Raw genomic sequence first — 16,964 nt, forward strand, 5'->3', positions numbered from 1 at the left:
GATTTTGGAAATCCGGGATGTTGAAGGGTTACGGCTTATTTAAGCGCGCTGTCTTCCAATAAAACCCCGGCACAGTCAACATTTTCAGGCGCCGCAGACTGTTCCGCGAGCGCCTCGGGCCAAAAACTAATGCCTTTAGCGGCAGAGCTTATTGATGAAGTTTTCCGCTTCGATGACGGCAGCGTTGACGGCGGCGCGCAATGCGGCGTCCCCGCCATCGGATTCGAGACGCTCGGCGGCGGCCGAGACCTTGAAAGCGCCGACCGCACCGGCCGCGCCTTTCAGCCTGTGGGCGGCCGCGGCGGCCGTGGCGGCATCGGCGCCGGCGATATCCTGCAGGGCGCGGCGTGCCTGGCGGGCAAACATCTGAAGCACCTCGATTTCCAGCCCCTTGTCTCCCATGGTCTGGGAGGCCAGGTGGACGAGATCGATCGGGCGGGATTGGGAGGGACAAGCGCCCCGGGAGTTTTCTGGAGCTTCGAACGCGATACTGACCGCTGCCATTGCCATGAACCTGTTTTTCCCTATCGTTATGTGTCCCGAATTGTGCGGGGCAGCCCCAGCTATCCCGTTAAATTCCGGCACAATCGGGGCCGGAATCTTCCCATATGGTTAATTTCTGCTAAGCTCCCGGGATTTTAGGACTTTTGCACCTTCGCATGGTTTAAATTCTGTTAACAACATTTCGCGCTGCCGATCGCAAGGGGGCGTTTTAATTGTACGGGGTGGCCGAATGTGCCACTACAGTACGACTAAGGTGGCGAGGAATATTCTCCTTTTGCCACGGATGGCAGGTTGGTAAGTTTTCATTATCATCCGTTTGAAAGAACGGCGTCCGACCTGAAAGTGAATGGGAAATTCCGAATTCCGGTATGGAAGGCGGATTTCCGGCAGGCAGTGTCCCGTCTTTCAATCTGCAGGCGGCAGATGTCGGATGGGATATGGCCGGGCGAGTATGTAACGAGGCGTAACCGCATGGCGAAGAAAACCACCAGCGAGTCTATCGACGAAACGGCTTTCCAGGCGTTGGAAGATGCTCTGAAGATCGATTTCAACGATGAGCCGCCGCGTCCCAGATCCGTGCCCCATGCCTCGGAGGCGAGAGTGTCAGACACATCCCAGCCGCGTCAAACTCCCGTGCAGCCTCAGGACAATTCAGCCGAATCCCAAAGATCGGCCGCGTCCGAGAGCGCCGCAAGGACGCAGGCGTTCCAGCCCGCCAACGACGCCGGCCGGCGTTCGACCACCGCCATGCTGCGGACGCTGGAGGGCGGCACGATGCGGTCGGCCATCCGCAACGCCGTCATCATCTCCATTCTCTGGGCCATCGCAGGCGTGGGGCTCGGGCAGCTCATCTACGGCAACCGGCTCTGGCAGATCACCTCGGTCGAAGGGGTGCTTGCGGCTCCCGGCATCGTGGCGCTCGCGGTCGGCATTCTCGTGCCGATCATGCTGTTCTTCGCCTTCGCGATCATGATGGCCCGCGCCCAGGACCTCAGGAACGCAGCCCGCTCCATGGCGGAGGTGGCGCTTCGCCTTTCCGAGCCGGAAACCATCGCGTCCGAGCGGATCATGAGCGTCGGCCAGGCCGTGCGCCGCGAAGTCTCCGCCATGAACGAAGGCATCGAACGGACCATCGCGCGCGCCGCCGAACTCGAAACGCTCGTGCATTCGGAAGTCAATGCGCTCGAGCGCAGCTTCACCGACAACGAATTGCGCGTTCGCGGCCTGGTGCAGGAACTCGGCTCCGAGCGCGACGCGATCGTCAACCATGCCGAGCGCATCCGCTCCTCGATCGTCGGCGCCCATGACCAGCTCAAGGAAGAACTGTCGCTGGCGACAGAGGAGATCTCCGTCCGGCTGGCGACCTCCGGCGAAGCCTTCGCCTCGATGATCGAGACCCGTGCCGCTACGCTGATGGAGAAATCCAACGCCGCAGGCGAAGCGCTCGGTTCGCTCCTGACCGCCAAGTCGGAAAACCTGCTGCAGACCCTGAACTCCGCCGGCTTCGCCCTCGCCCACGAGTTCGACGAGCGGATGGACACGATCACCTCGGTCCTCTCGCAACGCGGCGAGGCGCTCCTCAACGAGTTCCAGACCCGCGCCTCCACGCTCGACGCCAATACCGAAAAGCTGAACGCGGCACTTGCGGACCGCACCCGTCAGCTCAACGAGACGCTGCTTGCCCGCACGCGCGAAATCACCGAAGGCCTCACCAACAGCGAAAGAACCCTCACCGGCTCGCTCGACGGCATCCTCGCAGCCCTCAACAGTTCGCTGGAGGACAAGAGCTCCTCATTCCGCCAGAGCCTGCAGACCACCGTCGACGACGTGGTCATGGATCTCGACATGCGCTCCGGCTTCTTCGAGGAGCGCCTCCAGGCAACCGTAGGCCAGCTCAGCACCACGTTCGACGACAGCATTTCGCAGTTCACGTCGGCGTTCGACCAGCGGGCCGGCACGCTCGACAGCAAGCTGATGGACAGCCTTGCCCGCATCAACGAGACCGTCGCGAGCGGGTCGGAATCGATCGAGAACATCCTCAGCTCCAGCATTGAACGCATCAGCTCCTCGCTGACCGACCAGTCGCTTTCGCTGGCGACGACACTCGGGACCGGCCAGGAAGTGCTCGATTCGATGCTCGAAAGCCGCTCGCAGGAGTTTTCCGACGCGCTGGCGGCCCGCAGCGGCGAAATCCAGGACGCGCTCGCATTCCGTACCGCCGAGATCCAGGACGTCCTCGCGTCCCGTACCAGCGAGCTGCATGAGGGGCTGGCCGACGCCCACCGCAAGATCAGCGGCACGCTCGCCGAGCACAACAGCGAGCTTCACGAGGGTCTCGCAAACGCCCACCGCAAGATCAGCGACACGCTCACCGAGCACGGCAGCGGCCTGATCGGCACGCTTTCGGAAAGCCAGACCCAGTTCGAACAGGGACTGGCGATCCGCTCCGGCGCCATCATCTCCGCGCTTTCCAGCAGCCACGATCACCTGACCGAGGTGCTCAGCCAGAAGACGGCGGCACTCGACGCGCTGATGTCCAACGTGCCGGAACGCCTGGCCGGCGTCTTCGACGAAAGGTCGGAGCGCATCGCCAAGACACTGTCGGACGGCGAGCAGCGCATCAACAGCGATCTTGGCCGGCATGTCTCGGACATGCAGGCCTCGCTTGAAGCCAATCGCGAGCGGATTTCCGAAGTCCTGCAAGACAAGTCGATGGAGCTTGCAACCTCCTTCGCGCTCGGCGAGGACCGCCTCACCGGCATGCTGGACGAAAAGGCGGAAGCCATCACCCGGGCGCTTTCGGAGACCGAACAGCATATCAGCGGCGATCTCGGCCGCCGGACGTCGGAAATCCACGAAGCGCTGAATGCCAACCGCGACAAGCTGGCGGAAATCCTCGACGACAAGTCGATGGAAATCGCAACAACTTTCGCGCTCAGCGAAGACCGGCTCTCCGGCATGCTGGACGAGAAAGCGGCGGCGATCGCCAATACCCTTTCGGATGCGGACAGCCGCATCGAACAATCCTTTGCCGCGCGGGCAGAGGCCATCCGCAGCGCCTATGCCGACAACCAGCTCAACCTCGACCTTTCCTTGGAGAACCGCACTGCCGAGCTTTCGCGCATTCTCGAAAGCGGCGGCGAGCGCCTGGAACAGGCCGTCGGCGGCGCGGCCGGCCGGATCGAAACCGCGCTTTCGGACGGTACGCAGCGTTTCGAAACCGGGTTGACCGACGGTCTGGAGCGGATGGAAACCGTACTCAGCTCCAGCCAGGAACGCATCGCCGCAACGATCGGCCTCGGCCACCAGCAGATGGAAACCACGCTGGGCTCCGGTTACGAGCAGATTCGCGACACGCTCGAAGAGCGCACCGGCAAAATCGCCGAGACGCTCAGCGAGGCACACAGCCAGATCGACAACCTGATGCAGGATCAGGCGACATCGCTCGGCACCACCATCGCCGCAAGCGCCGGCATGCTGGAAATGTCGCTGGAAAATCAGCAGAGCGCATTGCGCGGCGCCATCGATTCCGCCGGCCAGTCGCTGGAAGAGCGCCTGCGGGAGAACGTCGGCACGCTCGCCACTCAGCTTTCCGATGCAGCCGGCGAAATCGGCCGCTCGGCCGACACCTTCTCCAATCGCATCAAGGAAACAGTGGGCGGCGTCCAGGGAGCGCTCGAAGAGACCGGCAGCAGGATCGAATCGACGTTCGGCGGGCTGGAAGGCCGCATCCGGGACGAGATTCTCGACGCCACCCAGCTTGTCAACGAAGCCGGTGCCAATCTCTCCAGCACCCTCGGCGACCGCACCGCGGAGTTGGAACGCGTCGCAGGCGAAGCCTCCGACCGCATCGCCGAGACCATGGACAGCCGCACGGCCCGGATCGAGGAGCGGCTCGGCACGATCGATCGCGCGCTGACGATCGGCCTCGACAACGTCACGAAGACCATGGAAGGAAAGGCCGTCGGCCTTGCCACGACGCTGCGCGAAGCCGTCAGCGCCGCGGCCCAGAACATGGACAGCGAGGCCACCCGTTCTGCGGAAGTGCTTGCCCGTGCCGGTGCCGAATTCACGCAGGAACTCGCCAACCGCAACAGCGAATTCACCAAGGCGATCGAGGAACGTTCCACCCAGATCGTCGGCCGGATTTCGGAAACGCAGAACCGGCTCGCCGGCCAGGCGGCAACCGTTGCGCAGGCCTTCTCCGAGGCGGGCAATGCCATTGTCAAGAAGGTGGCGGAGGCCGACAGCCTCGTGAAGCAGCAGGTGACGGCGATTTCCGAAGCGCTCGAAGACGCGCAGAAGGCACTCGGCGCCCGCAGCGACGATATCCGCACCACGCTTTCCGACACGGCAAACCAGCTCGACAGTGCGATGGACGCCGTCGACCGTGCTCTCGCCGCGCGCGGCGAGGCCATCCGTTCGGCCCTCGACAGCCGCGCCCGCGACCTGAATTCCGTGCTCGCCAGCCGTTCGGCGGAACTGTCCCGCCTTCTCGACGAAAAGGCGAAGCCGATCATCGAGGAATATGCCGAAACCGGCCGCATTGCCGTCGAACAGATCACGACCGCCGCGCAGCAGGGTGCCGAACGGCTCTCCGCCACCGCGGATGAAACGAGCGCGCGCATCCGCGACGAGAATTCGGCCCTCATCGATGCGATCGCCGCCCGCACGAACGATACGCTCGCGGCGATCAGCCAGCGGACCGAAAATGCGGCCGGCACGATGCGCTATGTCGAGCAGGGCCTGTCCGTTGCGGTAAACAGCCTCATCGACAAGCTGGCGGAAAGCAATTCCAACATCGCGTCGCTGGTCGAGCAATCGGCGCGGGAGATCGGCAGCACCGCCGATACCGTCGCGGAGCATTTGGCGGAAGCCGACCGTAAGCTCGGCGCCACCGCCAACCGCTTTGCGCAATCGGCCACGCATGCGGCCGATATCGTCTCCGGCTCGACCCGGGTCCTCGAGAGCAATATCGATCGGATGTCGGATGTCTTCAGCCAGACGCTCGACCAGGTCGGCGGCATCGTCGGCCGCTTCGACGAGCACTCAAGAGTGCTTGCGGAGGCTTCCGACCTCCTGGGCGCCGCCCAGTCCAACCTGGCAAGCACGCTGGACGAACGGCAGAGCGCATTGCGCAATCTCTCCGCCGGCCTGGTCAGCCGCTCCGAGGAAATCGAAGCGACCATGCGCAGCCTGACGAGCCTTGTCGACGGCGCGTTCGAACGGGCCGAGGAACGCTCCCTGCAGGTCGGTTCGCGCCTGCGCGAAAGCCTGCACGCTTCCTTCGCCGATATCGGCCGGACGCTCGGGGAAACCCAGCACCGTGCCGAGGCCACCGCGGATGCGATGCGCAGTGCGCTTATCGGCGCGGGCGGCGACGCCAACAAGGCCATCGAAACGACGCTCTCGGAAGCCGAGAAGCGCACCCGCGAAATTTCCGAACGCATGCGCGGCAGCATTGCCGCCTCGCTCGGAGACGTCGAACGGGTGCTGTCGGATGCCGCCAACCGCTCCGGCAGCGCGGCCGACCAGCTTCGCGAGACGCTGCGCGAATCGGTCGACGAGGCCATCAACCGCTTCTCGGGCGCGACCGAGGAGATTCGCCGCTCCGCGCAGGATATCCGCCGGGAACTCGATGCGACCCGTTCCGAACTCAAGCGCGGTGCCTTCGACCTGCCGGAAGAGGCGAAAGAAAGTGCCGCCGCCATGCGCCGTGCCGTCGCCGAGCAGATCAGGGCGCTCCAGGATATTTCCGCCCTGGTCGGCCGTTCGACGCAGAACTTCGAGGTCTCCGAAGCATCGGCCAGCCGCCCCGCTCCGGCGGCCCAGCCGGCCCCTGCCCGTCCGCAGCCTTCCGCTGCCGCAGCAATTCCGCAGCAGCCGGCTCCGGCCGCCCCGCGCAACGATCCTTACGCAAGCGGCTCGCTGCGGGGCACGCTTCCGCTGGATCGGCAGGGTTCGGCACCGGCACCGCGTGCTCAGCAGCCGGCGCCCCGCGGCGGCAATGCCGGCGATGACGGCTGGATCAGCAATCTCCTGCGCGGGGCTTCCCGCGACGAACTCGGCAATGCTCCGGCAGCCCGCCAGCAGCAGCCGGCCCGTCCTGCCGAACCGGCCCCCGCGCCGCGCAGCAACGGCGACAACCGCAATCCGCGCCACATGGTGGAATCGCTGAACTCTCTGTCGGTCGATATCGCCCGTGCCATCGATCACGACGCGTCGGTCGATCTGTGGCGCCGCTACCAGCGTGGCGAGCGCGACGTCTTCACCCGCCGTCTCTACACGCTGAAGGGCCAGCAGACCTTCGACGAGATCAAGCGCAAATACGACCGCGAGCCGGAATTCCGCACCGCCGTCGACCGCTACATCGCCGATTTCGAAAAGCTGCTCGCCGACGTCGCCCGCACCGACCGCGACAAGACGGTGACGCAGAGCTACCTCACCTCGGATACGGGCAAGGTCTATACGATGCTCGCCCATGCCGCGGGCCGGTTCAGCTGAGACGGATAGACACCAAACAGAAAGGCCGCCCTTCGAGGCGGCCTTTTTTGTTTCGAGCGAAGCTTGCCCCGTCTTCAAGAAAACGCGATCACATCGACTTCAAAGCCCAGTCGACGATCTCGGCGCCCACCTTGGCGAAGGCTCTGTCCAGCGCCTCGATGAAATCGCGGTTCTCCGCGCCGGAGACCGGCGCCGTCGCCTTGAAGACGCCCTGGGCGCGCACGGTGCCGTTGCGGTCGTTCAAGAGCTTTGCGGATATCTCCACGGTCGCCACCCGCGGGCTGCCGGCGCTCACCTCGAAGGCGCGGATGTCCGTCACCACCTGATAGTCGATCGCAAGGCCCTGCCCCGGCTTGCCGACGCCGCCGAGACGGCCGGAATTCTCGAAGGCCTCCACGAGCTTCGACTGGACGAGCGCCGGCAGGCGGTCGCCCCAGCGGGAATTGGCGAGATACTGGATTTCCGAAGGCGACACGCGCACGACGACCTGCTCGCTGTTCAGCAGTTTGAGCGCCGTCGGTTCGGGTACCAGAATCTGACGGTTGCGGGCGGAAGGCCCTTCTCCGGAAGGCGTCAGCGACAGATCGAACGTGTCGTTGTTCGCCTTGCTGCCGCAACCGCTCACAAGTGCTGCGACAAGCGGCAGCGCGAGCAGAAACGGGCGGCGGGTCGCACGCCGCACCAAGAACTCCGAACCGGTCATCAAGCCCCCATTTTCCAAAACCGAATGCCCCGTTTACCGCCGTGTCCTGCCATCATATTCCTTCACCGTCTCGCCGCCGAAGATCAGCCGCTGCGGGTTCTGGTCGAAATTGTTGATCGTCTGGTCGAGCGACTGCACGGTGCGCCGCGCATCGTTGACCAGCGTCTGGATGTCTCTCAGCCCGCTCGCCGAGAAGCGCGACAGGTTGTCGGCGATCGGGCCGACGCGCGCATTGATGTTGTCGGCGACGGTCCGGAAGGATTCCAGCGTCCGGCGCGCTTCGGCGAACAAGCCCTGAGAATCGTCGCTCGAGACCAGACCGTCGACCTTGGCGAGAATGCCGTCGACGCGGCTGGAGGCCTCGTTCAGCTTCCTCGCCAGTTCCGTGAAGTCGCCTATCGCACGGTCGATGTCTTCCTTGCGATGCGCGAAGTTGTCCACCACGCTGCGAGCGGAGCTGATGGTCTGGCGGGCATCCTCCGACGCCGCGGTGATGTTGCCGATGGTCGTTCTGACCTGATCCGGGTTGACGGAATTCATCACCGTATCGACGCGGCCCAGAACGCTTTGCGCCTGCGCGCCGACCCGCTCGAAATTGGCGGCGGCATTCTTCACGTTCGTCACCAGCTCGTCGAAATTGTCCGAGGCATTGGCGATGTTGCGGGTGGCGCGCTCCGTATTGGCGACGACGGCATTGATCTTTTCCGCATCGATCGCGCTGACCAGCCGCTCGGCTGCCGCAAGCGTGGAATTCAGTGTTTCGGAGACGCGGTCGATGGTCCCCGAAAGCGTCGAGAGGCTGTTTAGGAACCGGTCGATGCTGTCGGAATTCTGCGCCAGCGCGGAGGTGAAGGTCTCGACATTGCGGATCGTCTGGGTCAGCGGCCCGCGCGCATCCGCGACGAAACCCTGTATATCGCCGATCGCATCGTCCGCGCGCTGGAGGATCTTGTCGGCGGTCGCAAGCAGGTTCGTCACACTCGACTGTTCGGCAATCAGCACTGCCGGCCGGCCGGTTTCGAGCGATTTCTGGAGGATGTTCTCCTCGCCCTTGGCTCCCCCGGAGAGCTCGACATAGGCAGCTCCCGTCAGGCCCTGCACTTCCAGCCTCGCCTGGGTGGACTGGTAGACGGGGGCATCGGCCCTCACTTCAGTGAACGCGATCGAATAACGCGGGTCGTCCGGGTCGATGGTGAGGCTGCGCACCGAGCCGACGGCAATGCCGTTGAAACGCACCGGCGAGCCGACCGACAGTCCGTTCGCCGAACCCGGGATACGGATCGCCAGTTCGGCCGTCGGCCCGCCGCGGCCCGATTGCGCCATCCAGTAAACGAAGCCGAAGGCAGCCGCGATCACCAGCAGCGTGAAGAAACCGACAAGGGCGTAGTTGGCTCTGGTTTCCATGGATTACGTCTTCTCTACTTCTGCCGCCGGCTGCTTTTCTGGGAGAACGACCGATCGAGCCCGCTTGCCGCGGAAATAGGACTGAACCCATGGATCGTCACAAGCGAACATATCGTCAAGGGTGCCTTCCACCAATACCCGTTTCTGGCCAAGCACGGCAATACGGTCACAGACCGAAAAAAGGCTGTCGAGATCATGTGTTACCATATAGACCGTCAGGCCCAGCGTATCGCGCAGCTTGGCGATCAGGGCATCGAAGTCGGCGGCGCCGATCGGATCGAGGCCGGATGTCGGCTCGTCCAGGAAAACCAGATCGGGATCGAGCGCCAGCGCGCGCGCCAGGGCCGCACGCTTGATCATGCCGCCGGAAAGCTCGGAGGGATATTTGTCGGCGGCGTCCGGCGGCAGACCGACCATCTCGATCTTGAGATAGGCAAGCTCGTCCATCAGCGCCTGCGGCAGATCGAGATATTCGCGCATCGGAAGCTGGATGTTTTCCTTGACCGTCAGCGCCGAAAACAGGGCGCCGTGCTGGAAAAGCACGCCGAGCCGCGTGTCGAGCTCCATCCGTTCCCCTTCCGACACCTTGTCGTAATCGGCGCCGAGAATATGGATCGTGCCGGACCGGTGCGGCAGGAGACCCAGAACGGTGCGCATCAGCACCGACTTGCCGGTGCCGGAAGCGCCAACGAAGCCGAGGATCTCGCCGCGATAGACATCGAGGTTCAGCCGGTCGAGCACCAGATTGTCGCCGAAGCCGACGGTCAGGTCGCGCACGGAGAGCACGATCTGCCGACCGTTTTCCTTGTCCTCGACCTCGATCCGTTCAGTCTCTGCCAAACCGTTCTCCATCAGAAATCGATCGCGGAATAGAAGATGGCGAAAAGCGCATCCATGAGGATGACGACGAAGATCGACTTCACCACCGAGGTCGTGACGTGCTGGCCGAGCGATTCGGCGCTGCCGCCGACCTTCATGCCTTCAACGGCCGCGACGATGCCGATGCACAGCGCCATGAACGGAGCCTTGATCATGCCCGACGCAACCGAAGTGTGGTCGATCGCCTCATGCAGGCGCGAGAGATAGGTCTCGAAGGTGATGCCCGAATAGGCCCAGGCGACGACCGCCGCTCCGGCGAGCGCCGCGAAATTGGCGACGATTGTGAGCAGCGGCAGCGCAACCGTCAGCGCCACGAGACGCGGGAAGATCAGCACGCCCACGGGATTGAGGCCGATGACGGTCAGCGCGTCGATCTCCTCGCGCATCTTCATCGAGCCGATCTCGGCGGTGATCGCGCTGCCCGATCGGCCAGCGATCATGATCGCGGTCAAAAGCACGCCGATCTCACGCAACTGCAGGATGCCGACGAGGTCGACGACGAAGATTTCCGCGCCGAAATAACGGAGCTGGAAAGCGCCCTGCTGGGCGATGATCGCGCCGATCAGGAAGGACATCAGCACGATGATCGGAACGGCCCGCACGCCCATGCGGTCGATATGGGTGACCACCGAAGCCGGCGAGACACCCGCACCGCGGCCGAGCTTCATCTGCGCGCCGCGCACCGCCGAACCGAGGATGTGCATGGCCGCGTAGAAATCGCCGCCGAGCCCCACCATGACCTTGCCGACCGGTGAGAAAAGCCGTTCGAACCGCGTGCCCTTCGCGCCGCCGTCTTCGGGCGGCGCCGGGGCCTTTTCCGGCAGCACGCCGACCAGTTCCTGGATAGGCCCGTCGCCGCCCACCAGCACCGGCTCGCGGCCCTGCTCGCTCTTGGTGGTCAGAAGCCTGCGGATCAGCCAGGCGCCGGCGGTATCGATTCCCGCTATGCCCGAGAGATCGATCTCCAGCCTGCCCTGCCCCCGTGCCCGTTCAAGCCGCTCGAAATCCTTGAGGATCGGGGAAATCGTCGAGCCCCGCCAGTCGCCGGCCAGCACCAAGCGCTCGCCGCTGCCGCCCGGCATGTTCTCGGCTGTGATCTGGGCTGACTTCGACGCCACGGTTTTCTTTCGCGCTTACAATTTCAATGCGATGCGGTTGATCGTGTTTTTCGAGACCGGCAATATAGCCGCCTCATAGGGATTTGCCACAACGGGACGCGTAAAAGCATGGTCCGTCACCTCGAAGCCACAATAGAAACATTCCCGATCGCCGGCACGTTCACGATTTCGCGCGGTTCCAAGACGGAAGCGGAGGTCATCACCTGCACGATCGGTGAAAACGGCATCTCCGGCCGCGGCGAATGCGTGCCTTACAGACGCTACGGCGAAACCCTGGACGGCGTCCTTGCGGATATCCGCTCTGTTTCCGACGCGATTCGCGACGGCCTGACACGCGAAGAGCTGCAGGCGCGGATGAAGCCGGGCGCCGCCCGGAACGCCGTCGATTGCGCTTTGTGGGATCTCGAAGCCAAGCGCAGCGGCCGCCCCGTTGCCGACGCCATCGGCGCGACCAGCCTCAAGCCCTTCGTCACGGCGTTTACGCTGTCGCTCGCAGAACCGGAGGCCATGGCGGCCGAAGCCCGCAGGAATGCGCAGCGCCCGCTTCTCAAGATCAAGCTCGGCACGGACGACGACGAAGCCCGCCTGCGCGCCGTCCGCGAAGCGGCTCCAGATTGCCGCCTTATCGTCGATGCCAATGAGGGATGGACCGAGGACAATCTCGCCCGGCACATGGCCGTCGCGGCAGAAACCAACGTGTCGCTGATCGAGCAGCCGTTGCCGGCCGGCAAAGATGCGGCGCTTGCCGGCATCCGGCGCCTGGTCTCGATCTGCGCCGACGAAAGCGTGCACGCCACCAAGGATCTGGCCAGCCTTCGCGACCGCTACGACGCCGTCAACATCAAGCTCGACAAGACCGGGGGCCTCACGGAGGCGCTCGCGATGAAGGCGGAAGCGCAGCGGCTCGGGTTTGCCGTGATGATCGGCTGCATGGTCGGCTCCTCGCTTGCCATGGCGCCGGCCGTGCTGCTTGCGCAGGACGCGGATTATGCGGATCTCGACGGGCCGCTTCTGCTTGCCCGCGACCGGCCGGGCGGCCTTCATTACGAAGGTTCGCTCGTCCATCCGCCGGCGCCCGGCCTCTGGGGCTGAAGCCTGGCCGCAAGCGCGATGATCGCCAGCGCCAGCAGGGACAGGCCGGACATGACGACATAGCTTTCCGGCCCGAACTGTCGGTAAAGGAAACCGGAGAGCACGGTCGAAAGCGCCAGGAACACGCCGTTATAGAAGACGTAAGCGCCCTGCATGGAGGATTCCTGCTCCTCGTTCACCGACTCGACCAGCCGGTGCTGCAGTCCGATATGCACGAAGGCGAAGGTGAAGGCGTGGGTGAACTGCAGCACCAGATAACCCCAGAAGCCGAGCGGCATCGGAAACAGCGTCCAGCGGACCATCGCAACCGCGCAGCCGATGCGCATCAGCGTCCAGGCTGGCACCTTTCGCGCCAGCCAGCCGGCCGCGAAGAAGACGGTGACTTCCGCGACGATCGCCGCACTCCACAATACGCCGATCGAGCCGCTCGAAAAGCCGACCTGCTGCCAATGGATCGTGCCGAAGGTGTAGAACATGCCGTGCGCCGCCTGGGCCAGCGAAGCGCCGATCATCAGCACATGCAGGTCGAACCGCTTGAGGGAGCTCGGGCTGATCGCCTTGTCGGCCGACGGTCCCACCGGCGCCCGCCCCAGCCGCGGCGTAACGAAGGCGGCGGCGATCGTCAGAAGGAAACCGGCCGCCATCATTCCGGGAATGGTATTGATGCCCCAGATACCTCGCAACTCGCCCGCCAGCAGAGCGAACCCCATGAAGGCGATGGAACCCCAGACGCGCATGGAACCGTACTGGAAGCCCCAGCGCCGGACGCCCGTCACGGCAATTGATTCGACGATCGGGGCATAGGGCGCGAAAACCGCCGCCTGGATGCTGACGATCAGCAGCGCCGGCCAGAAACCGTGGGTGAAGAACATCACCAGCGCCGTCAGCAGCGTCAGGCCACCGGACCAGGCGAGCACCATCGTCCGCTCAGGCAGGCGGTCGGCGACATAACCGGAGACCGGCGCCGCCAGAAGCCGGAGAAGAAGCTGCATCGCCAGGACGATGCCGATCTCGACTTCGGTCAGGGCAAGCCCCTCCAGCCAGATCGGCAGATAAGGCAGGATGACGCCGTTCACCCCCAACGGCGCGCCATAAGCGAGCGCGCAGCGCAATTGAAAGAACCGGGGCGCGGAAGGCGCCGCATGTGGAGGAATCACGATTTCACGGGTAGGCTGCTGGAACTTTCAGCTTACCTAACACAGGAGCCGGGCCCTGCCTATGGCAAGAAATAGCCTTCGAGCAGGGTGATCGCCGAACCTGCACAGCCGCTTGTCAGGCGGCCTGCATATCCTCGACGTTCTGCGGCTTCGGCAGTGCCTTGATCTCCGCGGTGGCGTTTATCCGCTGCCAGGAGATCATCTCGAGCGTCCCGTCATGGTGCTCCGCGATCGCCGTGCAGCTTTCCACCCAGTCGCCCGTGTTGACGTAGTGGATGCCGTCCATGTCCTCCATCACGGCGTGGTGGATATGGCCGCAGATCACGCCGTCGACGTCGTTGCGGCGAGCCTCTTCGGCCACGACGCGCTGGAACTCGCCGATGAAGTTGACCGCATGCTTGACCTGCAGCTTCGCCCAGGCGGAGAAGGACCAATAGGGCATGCCGAGACGCCGGCGGATGGCGGCAAGGCCGACATTGATGACGATCGCGGCATCGTAGGCCCAATCCCCGAGATAGGCGAGCAGACGGGCGTTGCGCACCACCACGTCGAACTCGTCGCCGTGCAGGATCAGGTATTTCTTGCCATCGGCCATTTCGTAAATGGCGCGTTCGGCCACTTCGATGCCACCGAAATGCGTGCCCGGGAAGGAACGCAGGAATTCGTCGTGATTGCCGGGAATATAAACGATCCGGGTTCCCTTGCGCGCCTTGCGCAGGAGCTTCTGGACGACGTCGTTGCAGCCCTGCGGCCAGTACCAGTTGCGCTTCAGGCGCCAGCCGTCGACGATATCGCCGACCAGGAACATGGTTTCGGCTTCGTGATAGCGCAGGAAGTCCAGAAGGAAGTCGGTTCGGGCGGCTTTGGAGCCCAGATGCACGTCCGAAATGAAGAGCGTCCTGAAATGCCTTGTTTCCACTTGACCGGTCACGAAGTCGTCCTTTCGCTGCCGCTTCTGCGGTTTCCAAAACCAGACTCGTGTTTCAGGATGATGACAGGCTCCGGCAAAAGCCGCCGCCGCGACCATTCGCCATGCCCCAATTTCCGCCACGACCGCAAATTAGCTGCTGTCGCATCCGGTCGATTGATGTAATGAGGGACGCTCGCCTTTCGACCCAGCAAGACAGAAAAGAAGTGCCAGGAGGGACCATGAACGCCCAGGAAAAACCGAAATCGTCCGCCGTGCCGGTGAGCGGCGATCTCGACGAACAGGCGCTGTTCTTCCATCGCTATCCGCGCCCGGGCAAGCTCGAAATCCAGGCCACCAAGCCGCTCGGCAACCAGCGCGACCTGGCGCTCGCCTATTCGCCGGGCGTCGCGGCCCCCTGTCTGGCGATCCGCGACAATCCGGATACGGCTGCCGATTTCACCGGGCGGGCCAATCTCGTCGCCGTCATCTCCAACGGCACCGCCGTCCTCGGTCTCGGCAATATCGGTCCGCTGGCCTCCAAGCCCGTCATGGAAGGCAAGGCCGTCCTCTTCAAGAAATTTGCCGGCATCGACGTCTTCGACATCGAGATCGACGCCAACGGCATCGATACGATGGTCTCGACCGTCTCGGCGCTCGAACCGACCTTCGGCGGCATCAACCTGGAAGACATCAAGGCGCCGGAATGTTTCGAGGTCGAACGCCGGCTGCGCGAGAAAATGAACATCCCGGTCTTCCACGACGACCAGCACGGCACCGCGATCATCGTCGCCGCGGCGATCCTGAACGGGCTGGAGCTTGCCGGCAAGAACATCGCCGACGTGAAGATCGTCACGTCGGGTGCAGGTGCGGCGGCGCTCGCCTGCCTGCATCTCCTCGTCTCGCTCGGCGCCAGACAGGAGAATATCTGGGTCCACGACATCGAGGGTCTCGTCTATGAGGGCCGCACCGAACTCATGGACGAATGGAAGGCCATCTACGCCCAGAAGAGCGACAAGCGCGTGCTTGCCGACAGCATCGGCGGCGCCGACGTCTTCCTCGGTCTGTCCGCCGCCGGCGTCCTGAAGCCCGAGCTGCTCGCCCAGATGGCGGAAAAGCCGCTGATCATGGCGCTCGCCAACCCGACGCCCGAAATCATGCCCGAGCTTGCCCGCGCCGCCCGACCCGATGCGATGATCTGCACCGGCCGCTCGGATTTCCCTAACCAGGTCAACAACGTGCTGTGCTTCCCTTACATCTTCCGCGGCGCGCTCGATTGCGGCGCCCGGACGATCAACGAGGACATGAAGATGGCGGCCGTGAAGGCGATCGCGGCGCTCGCCCGCGAAGAAGTCTCGGACGTCGCCGCGCGCGCCTATTCGGGCGACACACCGGTCTTCGGACCGGACTATCTCATCCCCTCGCCGTTCGACCCCCGTCTCATCCTGCGCATCGCCCCGGCCGTCGCCAAGGCTGCCGCCGAGACCGGCGTCGCTTCCCGGCCGATCCACGATTTCGACGCCTATCTCGATCAGCTGAGCCGCTTCGTCTGGCGTTCCGGCTTCGTCATGAAGCCGATCTTCAACGCCGCCAAGAGCGCCGAGAAGAACCGCGTCATCTTTGCGGAAGGCGAAGACGAACGGGTGCTGCGCGCAGCCCAGGTTCTGCTCGAAGAGAAGACCGCCACCCCGATCCTGATCGGCCGTCCCTCGGTCATCGAGGCGCGCCTGAAACGCTTCGGCATCCGCATCCGTCCGAATGTCGATTTCGCCGTGGTCAATCCGGAAGACGACCCGCGTTACCGCGACTATGTGGACGACTATTTCGCGCTGGTCGGCCGCGAAGGCGTCAACCCGGAAGCGGCGCGCACCATCGTGCGCACCAACAACACGGTCATCGGTGCGCTCTCGGTCAAGCGCGGCGAAGCGGATGCGCTGATCTGCGGCGTCGAGGGCCGCTACGACAAGCATCTGAGCGACGTGGAGCAGATCATCGGCAGGCGCGCGGGCGTCTGCGCCTTCTCCACCCTCAGCCTGATCATCTCGCAGCGCGGCACGATCTTCTTCACCGACACGTTCGTCAACTACAATCCGAGCGCGCAGGAGATCGCCGAGATCACCGTTCTCGCGGCGGAGGAAATCCGCCGGTTCGGCATCGTCCCGAAAGCGGCGCTGATCTGCCATTCGAATTTCGGCTCGCGGGATTCGGAAAGCGCCCAGAAGATGCGCTCTGCGCTCAAGCTGGTGCGCGAACGGGCGCCGGACCTGGAGGTCGACGGCGAAATGCAGGGCGGCTCGGCTCTTTCGGAAGTATTGCGCAAGCGCGCCATGCCGAACAGCTCGCTCACCGGCGAGGCCAATCTCCTTGTCTTCCCGAACCTCGATGCCGCCAATATCTCGCTCGGGATCGTGCGCAACATGACCGACGCGCTGCATGTGGGACCGATCCTGCTCGGCGCGGCAATGCCGGCGCATATCCTTTCGCCGTCGGTCACGTCGCGCGGTGTCGTCAACATGGCGGCGCTTGCGGTCGCGGAGGCATCGCAGCCCAATCTCGACGTGCAGCCGTAGATTCGACGTTCCGGGGCAAGGCGGGCGGGCTCTCCCGCTGAGTTTCGACGGGTCGCAAGGCACGCCTTATGATATTGTCAACCGGCGTGCTCCATGATCGGGTCTCCCGCCGATTGGAGAGAATGC

The 16,964-nt window shown here is 64.1% G+C and carries 10 protein-coding genes; 3 read left to right on the top strand and 7 right to left on the bottom strand.

Annotated elements, in window-relative coordinates:
* Positions 1-135: 135 nt before the first annotated feature.
* Complete coding sequence (locus QTA58_RS21260; RefSeq protein WP_289670694.1) at positions 136-510, bottom strand: Hpt domain-containing protein; 375 nt, start codon at positions 508-510, stop codon at positions 136-138.
* Between the two features lie 594 nt (positions 511-1,104).
* Here QTA58_RS21260 and QTA58_RS21265 point away from each other — a divergent pair.
* Positions 1,105-7,008 carry a hypothetical protein gene (locus QTA58_RS21265; RefSeq protein ID WP_341850271.1) on the top strand — a complete coding sequence of 1,968 codons (5,904 nt, stop codon included), beginning with the start codon at positions 1,105-1,107 and terminating at the stop codon, positions 7,006-7,008.
* A gap of 88 nt (positions 7,009-7,096) precedes the next feature.
* Here the strand turns inward: QTA58_RS21265 and QTA58_RS21270 are convergent, their stop codons facing one another.
* Genes QTA58_RS21270 through QTA58_RS21285 form a run of 4 tightly spaced genes read right to left on the bottom strand, consistent with a single transcriptional unit; the run spans position 7,097 to position 11,076 of the window.
* A complete protein-coding gene (locus QTA58_RS21270; RefSeq protein ID WP_289670698.1) occupies positions 7,097-7,711 on the bottom strand; it encodes an ABC-type transport auxiliary lipoprotein family protein in 615 nt (204 codons plus the stop codon).
* Positions 7,712-7,744: 33 nt separating this feature from the next.
* Positions 7,745-9,115, bottom strand: coding sequence for an MlaD family protein (locus tag QTA58_RS21275; RefSeq protein ID WP_085424332.1), 1,371 nt, complete (start codon positions 9,113-9,115; stop codon positions 7,745-7,747).
* 3 nt (positions 9,116-9,118) lie between these two features.
* Positions 9,119-9,967, bottom strand: coding sequence for an ABC transporter ATP-binding protein (locus QTA58_RS21280; protein WP_289670701.1), 849 nt, complete (start codon positions 9,965-9,967; stop codon positions 9,119-9,121).
* A complete protein-coding gene (locus QTA58_RS21285; RefSeq protein ID WP_289673258.1) occupies positions 9,967-11,076 on the bottom strand; it encodes an MlaE family lipid ABC transporter permease subunit in 1,110 nt (369 codons plus the stop codon). Before QTA58_RS21285 ends, QTA58_RS21280 begins: the two co-directional genes overlap by 1 nt.
* A gap of 144 nt (positions 11,077-11,220) precedes the next feature.
* Here QTA58_RS21285 and dgcA point away from each other — a divergent pair, with 144 nt between their 5' ends.
* Entirely contained in the window at positions 11,221-12,204 is a 984-nt protein-coding gene (gene dgcA, locus QTA58_RS21290) for an N-acetyl-D-Glu racemase DgcA (RefSeq protein ID WP_289670702.1), read from the top strand.
* Here the strand turns inward: dgcA and QTA58_RS21295 are convergent.
* Both QTA58_RS21295 and QTA58_RS21300 read right to left on the bottom strand, forming a co-directional pair.
* A complete protein-coding gene (locus QTA58_RS21295) occupies positions 12,156-13,316 on the bottom strand; it encodes an MFS transporter (protein WP_289670703.1) in 1,161 nt (386 codons plus the stop codon). The two genes, dgcA and QTA58_RS21295, sit on opposite strands and share 49 nt — an antisense overlap.
* Positions 13,317-13,476: 160 nt before the next feature.
* A complete protein-coding gene (locus tag QTA58_RS21300) occupies positions 13,477-14,292 on the bottom strand; it encodes a UDP-2,3-diacylglucosamine diphosphatase (RefSeq protein ID WP_085425093.1) in 816 nt (271 codons plus the stop codon).
* A gap of 218 nt (positions 14,293-14,510) precedes the next feature.
* Here QTA58_RS21300 and QTA58_RS21305 point away from each other — a divergent pair, with 218 nt between their 5' ends.
* Positions 14,511-16,838, top strand: coding sequence for an NADP-dependent malic enzyme (locus tag QTA58_RS21305; protein ID WP_289670705.1), 2,328 nt, complete (start codon positions 14,511-14,513; stop codon positions 16,836-16,838).
* Positions 16,839-16,964 lie beyond the last annotated feature (126 nt).

Origin of the sequence: Neorhizobium sp. CSC1952 (genome assembly GCF_030378245.1) — a bacterium.
Lineage (GTDB): Bacteria > Pseudomonadota > Alphaproteobacteria > Rhizobiales > Rhizobiaceae > Neorhizobium > Neorhizobium oryzae_A.